At 73.1% G+C, this 15,057-nt stretch carries 15 protein-coding genes and 1 pseudogene; 9 read left to right on the top strand and 7 right to left on the bottom strand.

Annotated elements, in window-relative coordinates:
- Both ACFVVU_RS29085 and ACFVVU_RS29080 read left to right on the top strand, forming a co-directional pair.
- Nucleotides 1-481: pseudogene (locus ACFVVU_RS29085) on the top strand (amidohydrolase family protein).
- A 104-nt stretch (nucleotides 482-585) separates the two neighbouring features.
- Complete coding sequence (locus ACFVVU_RS29080) at nucleotides 586-1,005, top strand: hypothetical protein (protein ID WP_387793219.1); 420 nt, start codon at nucleotides 586-588, stop codon at nucleotides 1,003-1,005.
- 57 nt (nucleotides 1,006-1,062) lie between these two features.
- On the opposite strand, the gene ACFVVU_RS29075 is transcribed toward ACFVVU_RS29080, so the two are convergent.
- The 3 genes from ACFVVU_RS29075 to ACFVVU_RS29065 form a co-directional block, all read right to left on the bottom strand.
- Nucleotides 1,063-1,902, bottom strand: coding sequence for a helix-turn-helix domain-containing protein (locus ACFVVU_RS29075; RefSeq protein ID WP_387793217.1), 840 nt, complete (start codon nucleotides 1,900-1,902; stop codon nucleotides 1,063-1,065).
- 45 nt (nucleotides 1,903-1,947) lie between these two features.
- Entirely contained in the window at nucleotides 1,948-2,430 is a 483-nt protein-coding gene (locus tag ACFVVU_RS29070; RefSeq protein ID WP_355362061.1) for a DUF2269 family protein, read from the bottom strand.
- 141 nt (nucleotides 2,431-2,571) lie between these two features.
- Nucleotides 2,572-3,258 (bottom strand): 4'-phosphopantetheinyl transferase family protein, encoded by a 687-nt coding sequence (locus tag ACFVVU_RS29065; protein WP_387793214.1) that lies wholly within the window; start codon nucleotides 3,256-3,258, stop codon nucleotides 2,572-2,574.
- A gap of 336 nt (nucleotides 3,259-3,594) precedes the next feature.
- Here ACFVVU_RS29065 and ACFVVU_RS29060 point away from each other — a divergent pair, with 336 nt between their 5' ends.
- Nucleotides 3,595-5,043 carry a choice-of-anchor A family protein gene (locus tag ACFVVU_RS29060; RefSeq protein WP_387793213.1) on the top strand — a complete coding sequence of 483 codons (1,449 nt, stop codon included), beginning with the start codon at nucleotides 3,595-3,597 and terminating at the stop codon, nucleotides 5,041-5,043.
- 75 nt (nucleotides 5,044-5,118) lie between these two features.
- Here the strand turns inward: ACFVVU_RS29060 and kynU are convergent, their stop codons facing one another.
- Nucleotides 5,119-6,345 (bottom strand): kynureninase, encoded by a 1,227-nt coding sequence (gene kynU, locus ACFVVU_RS29055; protein WP_380681783.1) that lies wholly within the window; start codon nucleotides 6,343-6,345, stop codon nucleotides 5,119-5,121.
- Nucleotides 6,346-6,413: 68 nt separating this feature from the next.
- On the bottom strand, nucleotides 6,414-7,244 hold the full coding sequence (locus ACFVVU_RS29050) for a tryptophan 2,3-dioxygenase (RefSeq protein ID WP_387793211.1): 831 nt from the start codon (nucleotides 7,242-7,244) through the stop codon (nucleotides 6,414-6,416).
- A 236-nt stretch (nucleotides 7,245-7,480) separates the two neighbouring features.
- On the opposite strand from ACFVVU_RS29050, the gene ACFVVU_RS29045 reads away from it, so the two are divergent.
- Nucleotides 7,481-7,915 carry an Lrp/AsnC family transcriptional regulator gene (locus ACFVVU_RS29045; protein WP_355362051.1) on the top strand — a complete coding sequence of 145 codons (435 nt, stop codon included), beginning with the start codon at nucleotides 7,481-7,483 and terminating at the stop codon, nucleotides 7,913-7,915.
- Nucleotides 7,916-7,937: 22 nt separating this feature from the next.
- On the top strand, nucleotides 7,938-8,480 hold the full coding sequence (locus ACFVVU_RS29040; protein ID WP_380681778.1) for an NADPH-dependent FMN reductase: 543 nt from the start codon (nucleotides 7,938-7,940) through the stop codon (nucleotides 8,478-8,480).
- Nucleotides 8,481-8,569: 89 nt separating this feature from the next.
- Here the strand turns inward: ACFVVU_RS29040 and ACFVVU_RS29035 are convergent, their stop codons facing one another.
- Complete coding sequence (locus ACFVVU_RS29035) at nucleotides 8,570-9,205, bottom strand: MarC family protein (RefSeq protein WP_380681776.1); 636 nt, start codon at nucleotides 9,203-9,205, stop codon at nucleotides 8,570-8,572.
- Between the two features lie 180 nt (nucleotides 9,206-9,385).
- On the opposite strand from ACFVVU_RS29035, the gene ACFVVU_RS29030 reads away from it, so the two are divergent.
- The 3 genes from ACFVVU_RS29030 (at nucleotide 9,386) to ACFVVU_RS29020 (ending at nucleotide 12,868) form a co-directional block, all read left to right on the top strand.
- The gene (locus ACFVVU_RS29030; RefSeq protein ID WP_380681774.1) at nucleotides 9,386-9,946 is read left to right on the top strand and encodes a DoxX family protein; all 561 of its coding nucleotides are present in this window, start codon (nucleotides 9,386-9,388) and stop codon (nucleotides 9,944-9,946) included.
- A gap of 156 nt (nucleotides 9,947-10,102) precedes the next feature.
- Nucleotides 10,103-10,729 carry an FxLYD domain-containing protein gene (locus ACFVVU_RS29025; RefSeq protein WP_380715280.1) on the top strand — a complete coding sequence of 209 codons (627 nt, stop codon included), beginning with the start codon at nucleotides 10,103-10,105 and terminating at the stop codon, nucleotides 10,727-10,729.
- A gap of 339 nt (nucleotides 10,730-11,068) precedes the next feature.
- The gene (locus tag ACFVVU_RS29020) at nucleotides 11,069-12,868 is read left to right on the top strand and encodes a glycosyl hydrolase family 18 protein (protein ID WP_380688642.1); all 1,800 of its coding nucleotides are present in this window, start codon (nucleotides 11,069-11,071) and stop codon (nucleotides 12,866-12,868) included.
- A gap of 107 nt (nucleotides 12,869-12,975) precedes the next feature.
- On the opposite strand, the gene ACFVVU_RS29015 is transcribed toward ACFVVU_RS29020, so the two are convergent.
- Nucleotides 12,976-13,536 (bottom strand): MarR family winged helix-turn-helix transcriptional regulator, encoded by a 561-nt coding sequence (locus ACFVVU_RS29015; protein ID WP_380688644.1) that lies wholly within the window; start codon nucleotides 13,534-13,536, stop codon nucleotides 12,976-12,978.
- Nucleotides 13,537-13,706: 170 nt separating this feature from the next.
- Here ACFVVU_RS29015 and ACFVVU_RS29010 point away from each other — a divergent pair, with 170 nt between their 5' ends.
- On the top strand, nucleotides 13,707-15,047 hold the full coding sequence (locus ACFVVU_RS29010) for an MFS transporter (protein WP_387793207.1): 1,341 nt from the start codon (nucleotides 13,707-13,709) through the stop codon (nucleotides 15,045-15,047).
- Nucleotides 15,048-15,057 lie beyond the last annotated feature (10 nt).

Below are 15,057 nucleotides of genomic sequence, written 5' to 3'. Positions count from 1 at the left end.
CTGCCCGAGCCGGTGGCCGAGGCGGACGGGGCGCGGGCCTTCTGGCAGCACCTCGGCCTCCCCGGCCTGATCGACGTCCACACGCTCCCTCCTTGCCCGCCCTCGGGCAGGAGGGGCCCACCATGCCGCAGAACGTCCTCGACAAGGTGTGGGCGTACTTCGACGCGGCCGGGCCGCTGACCGGCCGCCCCTGGCCGATCACCTACCGCGAGGCGGAGCATCGGCGCGTCGTCCGACTGCGGGAGTTCGGCGTCCGGGCGTTCACCGCGATGCTCTACCCGCACAAGCCCGGGACGGCCGGGTGGCTGAACGCCTGGGGCGCGGACGGGCGCTGGGCGAGCGCGTCCTGCTCGGCAGCGACCTCCCCGACATCCCCTACCCGTACGGGCACCAGCTGGAGGCGCTGGACCGGCTCGGGCTGGGGGAGGAGTGGCTGCGCGCCGTCTGCCACGACAACGCGGCCGCCCTGTTCGGGATATGACCTCGGAGGTCATCGACGCCCGCGCCGCGCCCCGGCACAGTGGTGGGCACCCGGCGGCGGCAGCGCCGACCGGGATCCCACCCACGTCCGGAGGCCGATCCGCCATGTCCGCGCACACCCTGAACACCGCCCGCCGCACCGCCCCCGCCTCCGTCAAGGCGCTGCGGGGCTTCCTCGCCCTCGACGCCGTGGTCAGCGGCGGCAACGGCCTCGCCTATCTGGCCTTCCCCGGCCCGCTCGGCGAGCTGCTGGGCGTCGGCCGCTCGACCCTGCTCGAACTCGGCGCCGTGCTGGCGGTGTTCGGCCTCGCGGTCGGGCTGCTGGCGGCCCGCCCGCAGCCGCCGGGACTCGCGGTGCGGGCGGTGATCGACGTCAACCTGGTCTGGACGGTGCTCAGCGTGGTGGCGATGGAGCTGTGGTTGGAGCCGACCACCGCCGGCTACGTCTGGATCCCGCTCCAGGCCGCGACGGTGGCCCTCTTCGCCGCGCTCCAGTTCACCGCCCTGCGCCGGCTGCCCGTGTGACCGGGTGAGCGTGTGACCCGCGTGACCGGGTGGGCGTGTGGCGGCCCGCCCGGGTGACTACCGGGCCGTCCCCACGGCCTCCTGCAGGAACGCGACGGTCTCCGGGTCGGCCGGGAGGAAGGTCTCCATGGCCAGCTCGGAGACGGTCACGTCCATCGGCGTGTTGAAGGTCGCGATGGTCGACAGGAAGGACAGCACCCGCCCCTCGTGGGCGACCCGCAGCGGCAGGGCGAACGGGAACAGCTCGGTGATGTCCTCCTCCCCGTCACCGTCCGCCGCCGTGCCGGGCGGCTCGGGGTAGGCCCGGACCTCCTCCAGCAGGGCCCGCAGCGGCTCCGAACGGACCAGCCCGAGCTGCTGCTCCATCCGCTCCAGCAGGTGCCGCCGCCACTGCCGCAGGTTGAGGATCCGCGGTGCGAGGCCCTCCGGGTGCAGGGTGATCCGCATCGCGTTGAGCGGAGGCTCCAGCAGGTGCGGCGCGACTCCGGAGAGCAGCAGCCCGAGGGCCCGGTTGGCCGCGAGGACCTGGAAGGTCCCGTCGACGACCAGCGCCGGGTACGGGTCGTGCGAGGCGAGCAGCCGCTCCATCCCGGAGCGCAGGGCCGCCATCGCCGGGTCGTCCAGCCGCTTCTCCGGGTAGTGCGGCGCGTACCCGGCGGCCAGCAGCAGCGCGTTGCGCTCGCGGACCGGGACGTCGAGGTGCTCGGCGAGCCTGAGCACCATCTCCTGGCTGGGCCGGGCGCGGCCGTTCTCGATGAAGCTGATGTGCCGGGCCGAGGAGTCGGCCAGCAGGGCCAGCTGCAGCTGGCTGAGCCGGCGCCGCTCCCGCCAGCCGCGCAGCAGCGCGCCCACGCCCCGGCCGGCCGCTTCCGGTCCCATCCCCACCGTGATCGTCATGGCGGGGACAGTACTACCGCGGACACGTGGGCGGACGCGGGGGCGTCAGGCGCCGGTGGTGGAACCCGGCCGGACGATCATCAGCACCACGACGACCGCCCAGAGCAGGTTGAAGACGCCCGCCGTCATCGGCAGCAGCTTGAGCCCGTTGACCGCCTTGCCGTGCTCCGCCGAGCCGCCGTCCAGGGCGAGCGCGTCCACCGCGGCCTGCTGCGCGGGCAGGACGAACAGCAGCAGCGACAGGGCCGCGACGGCGGTCAGCACCATCGAGGCGATCATCCAGGACTGGCCGAGCACGTCCATCACCTGGGCGAGTCCGATGCCGAGGACCGGAACGGCGATCCCGAGCAGCGCGTAGACCTGGGTGATCCGGTGCAGCAGCCGCAGCATGCCGGCGTCGGCGGCCTGCTCGGGCCCGCCCGCCAGCGCGGCCTTCGCCCGGCGCGGGAACATGCTGACGGCCACGGCCACCGGGCCGATGAACAGCACCGAGGCGAGGACGTGCAGGCTCAGCAGGAACTTGGCCATGGCGGGGCACCCTTGTGACTCAACGGGGGCGGCCCGTCGGCGGTCGCGGCGCGGGCAGCCGGGGCGGACGGTTCTCCTCGCCCCGCCCAGGACGCTAACACCGCTTATCCGACCGTCCGACCGGCCCCCACCTGGGCAGCTCTAGAGAGCACTCAGCTCCACGGCCCGCGGCGGCAGCTCGCAGACTGCCGCGACGGCCGCCCCGTGCGCCTCGTCCACCCAGTCGAGCAGCCGGAGCCCCTCGAAGGTGCTGAGCAGCGGCCGGCCGTCGGGCAGGTCGAGCGGGAGCCCGGAGAGGTCGACGGCGGCGAGGCCGTCCAGGGTGGTGCGGCCGATCTTGATCAGGGCCTCCTTGCGGACCCAGAGCCGCAGGAAGGCCCGCGCCGGGTCGGGGTGCTCCCGCACCAGCCGCAGCTCCGCCTCGGTGAGCACCCGGGGCGCGACGTCCAGCAGGCTGCCGCCGCGGTCGGTCAGCTCGACGTCGACGCCGATCGGCCGGTGCCCGGCGGCGGCCGCGACCACGCCCTTGGTGTGCGAGAGGCTGACCGCGACCCCGGGGTGGTCGGGCAGGTAGGGCTTGCCGTGGTCGCCCTTGCCGCAGTCGGGGCAGTGCTGGGCGAGGGTCAGCGCGGTGGCCGGGACGCCGAGCAGGCGGGCGGCGCAGAGCCGGACCAGGGCGTGCGCGGCGATGAAGTCGACCCGTCCCGACTCGTGCCGGAACCGGGCGGCGCGCTCCTTCTCCACGCCGGTGAGCAGGTGCTCGCCGGCCCCGGGGTGGCGCAGCACGTCGGCGCTGGTGGCGACGGTGGCGATGGCGTCGGAAGTCATGCCTCCAACCTAGCGGGGCCGCGGGTGGCCAGGGAGGACACGGTCGATCCTTCCGTTCGGAAGATTTTCCGATTGGCGCTGATGGTCTGTAGGGTGCCGATTGCCCGATTTGATGCCCGATATCCAAAATCTCTGGATTCTCTAGGTATCGGCCGGGATGATGCAGGATCAACCGGAACGAGGCGGGTGCCCTTCCACCTGCCTCTCTCTTCGCGGAGGAATGTGCAGATGAGTCAGGGAACCGGTACACCCGGTCACAGAAGAGCCACCGCGGGACGGGTCCCCCGCCCCCGCGGGCGCCGCAACGTCAGGATCGCGGCGGCGACGGCCACGGCCGTGCTGCCGCTCGCGGCGGTGCTGACGGTCGGTTCGGCCGCCCCGCTGGCCCCGCCGCTGGGCGCGTGCAGCGGACCGGACTGCCCGGCCACCTGGCCGGGCGTCAACAACGGCGACTTCCCGGGCCGGGACGCCGCCATCAACGTCTTCACCGGCGGCAACTACACGGTCGCCGGCCGGGCGGCCGAGGCCGAGGGCAGGATCGTCACCCTCGGCGACTTCACCGTCGACAAGAACGGCGGCGGCATCTTCAACGCGGGCGTGGTCGGTGTCGGTTCGCGGGTCGTCCCGCCGAACGGCAGCGACTTCCTCACGGTCGGCGGCAAGGTCACCGTCCAGCCCGACAACAGCCTGCTGATCGGCGGCATCGACTCCAAGGGCCAGGCCTTCGGCAACCTGCGGCACGCGGGCACGCTCACCGGCTCGGTCTCCATCGACCCGACCGGCGAGGCGATACAGGACGCCGGCGCCGCCGCGCCGTACCGCTCGGTGCTCACCCAGATCGAGGACGTCTCCGCCTGTGTCGGCCGCACCGCCGCCACCGGTACCGTCGCGCTCACCGGCAGCGAGGCGACCTTCACCGGTGACGGGACCAGCATGAAGCAGGTCTTCAACGTCCCCGGGAACCTCACCTCGCCGACCGGCGGGCAGATCGGCCTGGTGTTCGCGAACATCCCGGCCGGCGCGACCGTCGTGGTCAACATGCAGTCGGCCGACCCGGTCATCAACACCTACACCGGTACCGGCCTGCCGGGCGACCAGACCACCGAGATGCGCTCCAAGCTGCTGTGGAACTTCCCCACGGCCACGGCGGCGCAGATCAACGGCAGCGCGCAGTTCCAGGGCGCGGTGATGGCGGGCAACCCGGCCGGCACCACGACCATCGACATGCCGGGCATGAACGGCCGGGTCTACCTGGCGGGCAACCTGATACAGACCGGCAACGGCGGCTACGAGATCCACAGCTACCCGTTCGACGGGGACCTGCCGGACTGCGCGGTCGAGCCGACCCCGACGCCCACCTCGCCGACCCCGACCCCGACCCCCACCACCCCCACGCCGACCGGAACCACCACCTCGCCGACGCCGACCGGCCCGTCGCCGACGTCGACGGAGACGTCCACCACGCCGGCCCCGACGGAGACCGCGACCTCGCCGGCCCCGACGGAGACGGCCACCTCGCCGGCGCCGACCGGGACCACCACCTCGGCGGCCCCGACCGGCCCGACCGCCACGTCCAGCTCGTCCGCCGCCGCACCCACCGGCGACGGGCCCACGAGCCAGGGCCCGACCGGGCAGCAGCCCGCGCCCAGTAGCGGCGGAGGCGGCGGTTCGCTGGCCTCGACCGGTTCGGGCAACGCCGTGACCTTCGGCCTCGTCGGGGGCGTCCTGCTCATCCTCGGCGGGCTCGCCGTCCTGGCCGCCCGGCGCCGGGGCCGCCACGGCTAGCCGCTCGCGGTAGGCACCGCACAGCCGGGGGCCGCCCGGTCCTCCGACCGGGCGGCCCCGTTGCGTTCGCCGGCCTCAGGTCACCTCGCCGCGCCGGGAGAAGCGCTCGTCCTTCCACTCGCCGCTCTCCAGCACCTGGGCCAGGTGCCGCGCCGCGTCCCACACCTCGGTGTGCGAGAGGTAGAGCGGGGTGAAGCCGAAGCGCATGAGGTCCGGGGCCCGGAAGTCCCCGATCACACCGCGGGCGATCAGCGCCTGCACCACCGGGTAGCCGTCGGCGTGCCGCAGCGCCACCTGGCTGCCGCGCCGGGCGTGCTCGCGCGGGGTCACCACCTCGATGCCGTCCAGGCCCTCCACCAGACCGATGAACAGATCGGTCAGCGCCAGGCTCTTGGCCCGGACGGCGGCCCGGTCGGCCCGCTCCCAGACGTCCAGCGAGGCCTCCAGCGCGGCCTGGCCGAGCAGCGACGGCGAGCTGGTGAGGAAGCGGCCGATGCCGTCCTTCGGGTCGTAGCCGGGCTCGAAGGCGAACGGACGGGCGTGCCCGAACCAGCCGCTCAGCGGCTGCGGCGCCCCGGCCGCCAGATGCCGCTCGGCGACGTACAGGAAGGCCGGTGAGCCGGGGCCGCCGTTGAGGTACTTGTAGGTGCAGCCGACCGCGAAGTCGGCGCCACTGGCGGAGAGTTCGACCGGCAGCGCGCCCACCGAGTGGCAGACGTCCCAGATCATCAGCGCCCCGGCGGCCCGCACCCGGGCGGTGATCCCGGGCATGTCCAGCAGCTCGCCGGTCCGGTAGTCGACGTGCGAGAGGACGACCGCGGCGACGTCCCCGTCCAGGTGCGCGTCCAGCTCGGCCGGGTCGATCAGCACGCTGCGGGCGCCCGGGACCAGCCCGGTCACGCCCTCGGCGATGTAGAGGTCGGTCGGGAAGGCCGCGCGGTCGCCCAGGACGGCGGAGCGGCCCGGACGCAGCCGCAGCGCCGCCGCCAGCACCTTGAACAGGTTGACCGAGGTGGTGTCGCAGACCACCAGCTCCTGCGGGGCGGCCCCGACCAGCGGGGCGATCCGCCGGCCCAGCCGGTACGGCTGCTCGAACCAGCCCGCGTCGTTCCAGCTGCGGATCAGCTCCCGGCCCCACTCCCGCTCGACCACCGTCCGCACCCGCTCGGGGGTGCGGACCGGCAGCGCGCCGAGCGAGTTGCCGTCCAGGTAGATCACCCCCGGTGGCAGGGCGAACTCCCCGCGGAACGCCGCCAGCGGGTCGGCGGCGTCCAGCGCCGCGCACTCCTCGCGCGTGATCATGCCCAGCCCTTCCCTCGCCCTGTCCTCTTCCACTGCCCGTTCACGCCCGCCGGGACGCTGCGGGGTCGTCACAGCCCGTCCCGGATCGCCCACAGCTCGGGGAAGACGTCCTGCTCGGCGGAGCGGCGCAGCCAGGTCAGACCGCTGGAGCCGCCGGAGCCGGGCTTGCCGCCCATCGCCCGCTTGACCGCCGCCAGGTGGCGCTGGCGCCAGCGGGTCACCCGCTCGGCGACGTCCAGCAGCGCCTCGGCCAGCGGCAGCAGCGCCGCGTGCTCCGGCTCGGTGTAGACCCGCCGCCAGGCGTCCGCGACCGCCTCGTCGGCCTGGTGGCGCTGCTCGGAGACGGTCTGCGGCACGGCCAGGCCGCGGTGGGCCAGCAGCGCGAGCGCGTCGTCGTAGAGGGTGGGGGAGCGCAGGGCGGCGGTCAGCTCGGCGTGCGTGCGCGGGCTGTCGCGGTACATGTTCAGCAGCGCGGCGTTCTTGTTGCCGAGCAGGAACTCCAGCTGCAGGAAGGCCGAGGACTGGAAGCCGGAGGCCTCGCCGAACAGCGGGCGGAAGGCGTTGAACTCCTGCGGGGTGAGTGTGGCCAGCAGGTCCCAGGACTCCACCAGCACGTCCTGGACGTGCGTGCCGCGGCGCAGCGCGGCCAGGGCGCCCGGCAGGTCGTCCGCGCGCAGGGCCCGCTGGGCGAGCGTCCACTCGTGCCGCAGCAGGCCGAACAGCAGTTCCATCACCTGGGTGGTGACGATGAACGACAGCTCCGCGGGCTCCTCGCTGAGCGGGTGCTGCAGGCCGTGCAGTTCGTCCAGCCGCACGTAGCGCGCGTACGGGGTGCCCCGCTCCGGCTCCCCGGCCCGGTCGAACGACAGGTTGGGCCTCTCCACCGTGTCGTGCCCCATAGCCGATCCCTCCAGAAGTCGTCGGCGAACCGAACCGCCGGACGGGCCCGGGATCCGCGCCGGTCGCCCCGGTCGTCGCCGGAGCCCCATTGTGCGGCGGCCCGTCCCGCATTTGAATGGGCGGCGGGCACGGCAACCGCGGCCGCGCCTGTCGTACGAGAGGTGTTTTCCCGATCCTCTTCACGATCGCAAAGCAGCGGTTTCCAGCCAACCGGACCACACCCTCAGGAGCCGCCGTGGACGCCGTCGACCGCCGCCTGCTGGCCGAGCTGCAGGCCGACGCCCGGCTCTCCTACAACGAACTCTCGCGCCGGGTGAGCCTGTCCGCACCCGCCGTGGCCGAACGGGTCCGCCGCCTGGAGGCCGACGGGGTGATCTCCGGCTACCACGCCCACGTCGACCTCACCCGCTCCGGCCTGCCGATCACCGCGCTGGTGCAGCTCCAGTGCTACGGCCCGCGCTGCGTGCTGCGCGACCCGGAGGTGGCCGGCTGGCCGGAGGTGCTCCAGTTGCACCGGGTCACCGGCGGCGCCTGCTGCGTGCTGCTGGTCGCCGTTCCGGCGATGGCCGATTTCGAGGCCCTGATCGACCGCCTCGGCGGCTACGGCCAGCCGGCCAGCTCGATGATCCTCTCCAGCCCCGTTCCCTGGCGGCCGGTGGTCGTGCCCTGAACCGGCCGATAGGTTCCTGCCCATGCCGATCGACCGTCACATCCTGCTGCTCCCCGGCAGCCTGCGCGCCGGGTCCGTCAACGAGACCGTGCTGCGCACCGCCGCCGCCGTGGCGCTCGCCACCGAGGGCATCGCGACCAGCTACTACACCGGGCTGGCGGGACTGCCGCACTTCAACCCGGACCTCGACACCGACCCGCTGCCGGAGCCGGTCACCGCGCTGCGGGCGGCGATCGAGGCCGCCGACGCCCTGCTGATCTGTACGCCCGAGTACGCCGGGACCCTGCCGGGTGCCTTCAAGAACCTGTTGGACTGGACGGTCGGCGGCATCGAGATCGCGGACAAGCCGGCCGCCTGGATCAACGCCGCCGGGACCGGGCGCGGCCTGGGGGCCGAGGCGACGCTGGGCACGGTGCTGCGCTACACGGGGGCGACCGTGGTGGAGGGCGCCTGCGTGCGGTTGCCGCTGGTGCGCGGGGACGTCGGGGCGGACGGGCTGGTCGCCGATCCGCTGGTGCGCGACCGGATCGGGGAGGCGCTGGTCCGGCTGGCCGCGGCCGCCTGAGCCGTCCTGCCGCCCGAGCCGCCCCGCCGGAACCGCTCTGCCGCGCTGCGCCCCGTGTCGCAGCGCGGCTCAGTACCCCTCGGCGCCCCTCAGTGCCCCTCGGGCAGGTGCACGCCGAGCCCGGCCAGCCCTTCGAGGAACAGCTCGGCGCCGACCGCCGCGAGCAGCAGGCCGAGCAGCCGGGCGATCACCTCCAGCGAGGTCCGGTGGGTGCGCTGCATCAGCGGGGCCAGGACGGCGACGCTGATGAAGTTGATCACCACCACGGCGACGTACGCGCCGGCCACGGTGGCGTGCCAGCCCCAGTCGTCCTTGGCGAGCGAACCGACCAGGACCGCGGTGACGGCGAGCGGGCTGGCCAGGTACGGCAGCAACAGCTCGCGGATGCCGTCCACCAGCGGGCCGGCCAGGTGCTCGTCCGCCTCGTCGGCGCCGGCGCCGAGGTGCACGCCGAAGACCAGCGCGACCGCGTAGACGAAGAAGATCAGTCCGCCGGCGAGCTGCAACGACTGGTCGCTGATGTGGAACAGTGAGGTGACGAAGTCGGCGCTGAAGGCGAGGCCCGTCCCGATCACGGCCGAGATGACCGAGCTCCAGGCCGCCAGCCGCCGCAGCTCCCCGGTGCTCCGGGTGCCGGCCAGCCGGGCGAAGGACAGCAGGACCTTCGGCGGGCCGACCACGGCGAAGAAGGCGATGAAGGCGCTGCTCAGATCGAAGACGAACATGCGCCAAGCATGGCCGCGGCGATCGGTCCCGCCCGGGTGCCACGCCTGTCCGAATTATTCCCGTTCGCGCCCTGATTCGCCCGAACGGCCGCCCCGGGTCGAGCCGACCGGCGGTTTCCGCTGCGATGGAAGCCGGACCACCCCTCCGCGCGGCGGAGGGCTCCCGAAGGGGACTTCGACATGGCTCTGAACCGTAGCGACCTGGGCCTGCTGGCCCTGCGCGGTGCCGTCGGCGGGGTGCTGATCGCCCACGGCACCCAGAAACTGTTCGGCTGGTTCGGCGGTGGCGGCCTGGACGGCACCGCCAAGGCGATGGAGGCGATGGGCTTCCACCCGCCGCGACAGAGCGCCCTGGCCGCGGGCCTCGGTGAGGCCGGTGGCGGCGCGATGCTGGTGGCCGGGCTGGCCACACCCGCGGCCGGCGCGGTGGTGGCCGGGACGATGGCGGGCGCCGTCGCGGTGCACGCCCCGGCGGGCTTCTTCGCGATGGGCGGCGGCTACGAGTACCCGGCGTTCCTCGGCGCGGCCGGTCTGGCGCTGGGCCTGGCCGGCCCGGGCCGGTACTCGCTGGACCATCTGACCGGGCACGCCTTCAACCAGCCGTGGGTCGGTCTGCTGGCCTTCGCGGCGAGCGCGGCCTCGGCGTACGGGGTGGTGGCCCGCCGCCGGCACGCGCTGCGGCTGGCGGAGGAGCGCGCGGCGGTGGAGTCGGAGACCCAGGAGGGCTCGGGGCTCTCCTGACCCGGCTCGCTTCCCGGGGCCGGGTCACCCGAACGCCCCGGCCCTGGTGGCGAACGCCGCGCGCTCCCCGGAACGTGGGCGGGGAGGCCCGCCGGGCAGCCCGGCGCCGGCCGGACCCGACGGCCGGAACCCCGACGGCCAGAATCGAGGACCCCGATGGACCGCCAATCGATCCGCCGCCCCGCGGCCCCGTCCCGGCCGACCGCCGCCGACCCGTACGCCCCCGTCGTCCGCCGCCCGCACCGCGTGCTGGCCGCGGCGGCGGTCGCCGCCCTGGTCGGCGGGGCGGCGCTGGCGGGCTGCTCCTCGTCCAGTGAGGGCAAGACCGGCAGCGCGGCCACCTCGGCCGCCGCGCAGGCGGGTTCGGCGATCGCCGGCGCCGCCTCCGCCGCGGCCTCGGCCGCGAGTTCGGTGCTGGCCTCGGCGGCCGGCGGGCTTCCCTCGGCGGCGGCCTCCGCGGTCTCCTCGGCGCAGGCGAAGGCCTCCTCCGCGATCGCCGGTATCAAGGGCGGGCTGGACGCGAAGGGCGACGTCGCGCCCGGGGCGGTCTCGTTCGCGAACGGCAAGGCCGAGACGACGCTGACCGTCACCAACCACGGGCAGGACACCAGCCGGTACGTGATCCAGGTCAACTTCACCGACGACAGCGGCAATCTGCTGGACGTGACGGCGGTGACCGTGCCGGACCTGGCGGCGGGTCAGAAGACCGACGCGAAGGCGACCAGCAACCGGGACCTCTCGGGCTCGGTGAAGGCCGTAGTCGCCAATGCCGTTCGGTACTGACCGCGTACCGACCGCCCGCCGCGCCCCGGCCACCCCCGCTGATCCGCAGGTCAGCGGGGGTGCTTCGGTTCCCGGCGAACCTTAAGGGCGGCTCAAGCGTCAACATCACCCCTTGACGGGGTAGTTGGTCTAGTCCATTTTAGTGCCCAGGTGCAGGGAGCCCCTGAGCCGGCGTCAGCGGTCCGCCGCTGACGCCGGTTCGGCTTATCCCGGCGTCCGTCAAGGCATGTTCCGCTCGATTCCCCCATCCTGTTCTGTCATGTCCCGGTCGTACGGCCCCACCCCGTACCTGCGCCCCGGGGCGCGTCGGAATCCCCCACACCCAGGAGTCACGCACCCATGCTCCGTTCACGCATCGAAAGGGCCGGGGCCCCGGTTCAGGAGGGCGGCCGCCGCAAGCGGTCCAAGTCCCTGACCGCGATCGCCGCCGGTACCACGGCCTCCCTGCTGCTCGGCGCGGGCCTCGCGCTCAGCGGCGGCGCCACCGCCAACGCCGCCGTCGGCAACAGCACCGGCGCGCCCGCCACCAGCGGTGGCATCAAGGTCGCCTACTTCGACCAGTGGTCGATCTACTCGAACGCGTACTACCCCAAGACGATCCAGGACACCGGCGTCGCCGGGAAGCTGGACTACCTGATCTACTCGTTCGCCAACATCCACCCCACCAACGGCACCTGTTTCCAGGCCACCAAGGCCGCGAGCCAGGACGAGAACAACCCGAGCGCGGGTGACGGTGCGGCGGACGCGTTCGCCGACTACCAGAAGAGCTTCGGCCCGGACATCTCGGTCGACGGCGTCGGCGACGTCTGGGGCCAGCCGATCGCGGGCAACTTCAACCAGCTGAAGAAGCTGAAGGCGAAGAACCCGAACCTCAAGATCCTGATCTCGCTGGGTGGCTGGACGTACTCCAAGTACTTCTCGTCGGCGGCCGCCACGGACGCCTCGCGCAAGAAGCTGGTCTCGTCCTGCATCGACATGTTCATCAAGGGCAACCTGCCGGTCGACGCCGGCTACGGCGGCCCGGGCTCGGCGGCCGGCATCTTCGACGGCATCGACATCGACTGGGAGTACCCGGGCGGCGGCGGCCACCTCGGCAACCAGGAGAGCCCGAACGACAAGCAGAACTTCACCCTGCTGCTGAAGGAGCTGCGTGAGCAGCTCGACGCGCAGGGCAAGGCCGACGGCAAGACCTACCACACCGCGGCCGCGGTGGGCGCCGGCCAGGACAAGATCAAGAACGTCGAGACCGACAAGATCGGTCAGTACCTGTCGTTCCTCGACATCATGACGTACGACATGCACGGCGGCTGGGAGGCCAAGGGCCCGACCAACCACCAGGCCCCGATCTACAGCGGCCCGAACGACCCGATGAACCCGGTCCCCGGTGGCACCGGCAAGTACTCGGTCGACAACGCCGTCAAGGCCTACACCGTGGGTGACCCGCAGTACGGCATCCCCGGTGGCTTCCCGGCCAAGAAGATCAACGTCGGCGTGCCGTTCTACTACCGCGGCTGGACCGGCGTCCAGAACAACGGCAAGAACGGTCTGTTCCAGGCCGCCACCGCCCCGGCCCCGGGTGCCCCGCTCTCGGGCGGCGTCGCCGGCATCCAGATGTACAAGGAGCTGGCCGGCTTCGTCGACAACCCGGCGAAGACCTACTGGGACGAGGACGCCAAGGCGACCTACTTCTACGACGGCAACGTCTTCTGGTCCGGTGAGGACGCCCGCTCGATCCAGGCCAAGCTGGACTACGCGCACTGCAACGGCCTCGGCGGCTCCTTCGCCTTCTCGCTGTACGACCTGGGCAACAAGACCGCCCTGTTCGACAAGATGGTCGAGGCCACCAACGGTTCGGCCGCCGGCTGCCCGGCCCCGCCGGTGACCACCCCGCCGACCACCCCGCCGACCACGCCCCCCACCACGCCGCCGACCACCCCGCCCACGACTCCGCCGACCACGCCGCCGACCACCCCGGCCGGCTGCGCGGGCGCCCCGAGCTGGGACGCGGCCACCACCTACGCGACCTCGACCAAGGTTTCGTGGAAGGGCCACTACTACACCAACAAGTGGTGGACCAAGGGCGACGACCCGTCGCTCGCCGGCCAGTGGGGCGTCTGGACCGACAACGGCCCCTGCTGATCCACCTCTGATCGGATGAGGGCCTGACGGACCCTCGCACCACCGCACGAACGGTCCGGCCCGCCGGGGGAGTCCCCCCGGCGGGCCGGACTGCTGTCCGCGCGCCCTCAGTTCAGGTCGGCGGTGCGCCCGAGCGCGTCCGGCCGGCTCTCCTCGATCCGGCGCAGCATCCGGGCGAGCATCCCGGAGAGCACGGTGCGGTCCTCGCCGACGAGGTCCTGGAGCAGTTCCTCCTCGAAGACCGCGGCCATCCGCATCGACTCCAGCCACTTGTCCCGGCCGAGCTCGGTGAGCTCGATGATCACCCGGACCCGGTTGGACTCGTCCCGCTCCCGGGTGACCAGCCCCTCGGTGACCATCCGGTCGATCCGGTGGGTCATCGCGGCGGGGGTGAGCCCGAGCCGCTTGGCCAGCTCGCCGGGCCCGAGCCGGTAGGGGTCGCCGGCGACCACCAGCGCCTTGAGCACCTCCCACTCGGCGGAGGTGATTCCGAGCACAGTCAGCTGCCGGTCGTAGGCGACGGTCATCCGCCGGGCGACCCGGGAGAGCGTCTGCACGATGGTCTCCACCTGCGGGTCGACGGTGGGGAATTCCCGCTGGTAGAGGGCCACCTGCTCGGCGATGCCCAGCTCGCGGGGGGTGGCCGGCGCGGGCTTCTCTGCAGTCATGCGGACCAGTCTCCCATGTGAAGTGCACTCCTTAAGCCTTTGACTCGACACTCTTCGGGTGCTAAGACTTTAGAGTCAAACTTTAGCTCTTAAGTCTTCTTCCCTTAAGAGTACGCAGCGAAACTGATGGAGCCCTGACGGGGCCCGTCCGCAATGAAGGGGTGTGCACGGTGACCGGCACGGTGAAGCAGCAGAGGCAGCAGCGACGCGGGGCGGGCGGCCCGCTGCGCCGCGTCCAGATCGGAAACGCGCTCAGCGCGTTCGGCAGCGGATTCACGATGCCGTACATGTTCGTGTACGTGGACCAGGTCCGCGGGCTCGGTTCGCTCGCCGCCGGGATGGTGTTCACCGTCTTCGCGCTGGCCGCGCTGGCCGTCCTGCCGTTCACCGGCCGCGGCATCGACCGGTACGGGCCGCGCCCGGTGCTGCTGGCCGGCACCGCGCTGGCCGCCACCGGCGCCTTCGCCTTCGGCCACGCCACCGGCACCCCGGCGCTGCTGGTCTCCTCGTTCCTGTTCGGCGCGGGTGTCACCACCTGCCAGCCGGCGCTCGCCACGATGATCGTCCGCTGCTCCACCGCGGCGACCCGCTCGCACGCCTTCGCGCTGCAGTTCACCCTGGTCAACCTGGGCATGGGCATCGGCGCGCTGGTCGGCGGGCAGATCGTGAACGTCGCCGACCCGGCCAGCCTGACCCGGCTGTTCACCATCGAGGCCGCGACCTTCCTCGGCCTCGCCCTGGTGACCGGCACCGCCCGGATCCCCAAGGCCGCCCCGCTGCTCGTCCAGGAGCAGAACGACGGCCCGCAGGGTCTGCGCGCCCTGCTCGCGGACAAGGCCATGCTCCGGCTCAGCATCCTCGCCGGGCTGATCTTCTTCACCTGCTACGGCCAGTTCGAGTCCGGCGTCGCCGCCTTCGCCACCGACACCGTCGGCACCGCCCCGTCCACCCTGGGCATCGCCATCGGCGCCAACGCGCTGACCATCGTGGTGCTGCAGATGTTCGTGGTGCGGATCACCGCCCGCCGTCGGCGCACCACCGCGATGGCCGCCGCCGCCGTGGTCTGGCTGGGCGCCTGGACGATGGCCCTGGTGGCCGGGCTGATCCGGACCGAGGCGATGGCCGCCACGGTCGCGATCGTCTCGATCTACGCCCTGTTCGGTGTCGGCGAGTCGCTGCTCGCCCCCACCATGGGCCCGATGGTCGCCGACCTCGCCCCGGCCCGGCTGCTCGGCACCTACAACGCCGGGTACGCCCTGGTGAAGCAGATCGCGATCGCGGTCGGCCCAGCGGTCGGTGTGCTGCTGGTCGGCTCCGGCACCTGGCCGCTCTACCTGGCGGCGATGGCCGGCAGCACCGTGCTGATCGTCGTCCTGGCGCTGCGCCTGCGGCCGTACCTCACCGCCGCCCAGGACAACGCGGCCGACGGCCCGGCCGGCGAGGAGCAGGCCCCCGCGGCCCCGGTCCGCGCCCCGGCCCGGCCGGTCCGGGAGCTCCAGGCCGCCGCCTGATCCCCGGGCG

This window comes from Kitasatospora sp. NPDC057965 (genome assembly GCF_042887135.1).
In the GTDB taxonomy this organism is placed as follows: Bacteria; Actinomycetota; Actinomycetes; order Streptomycetales; family Streptomycetaceae; genus Kitasatospora.
Note: the sequence above shows the minus strand (reverse complement) of the source record. Positions and strands in the feature narration are given on the sequence as shown.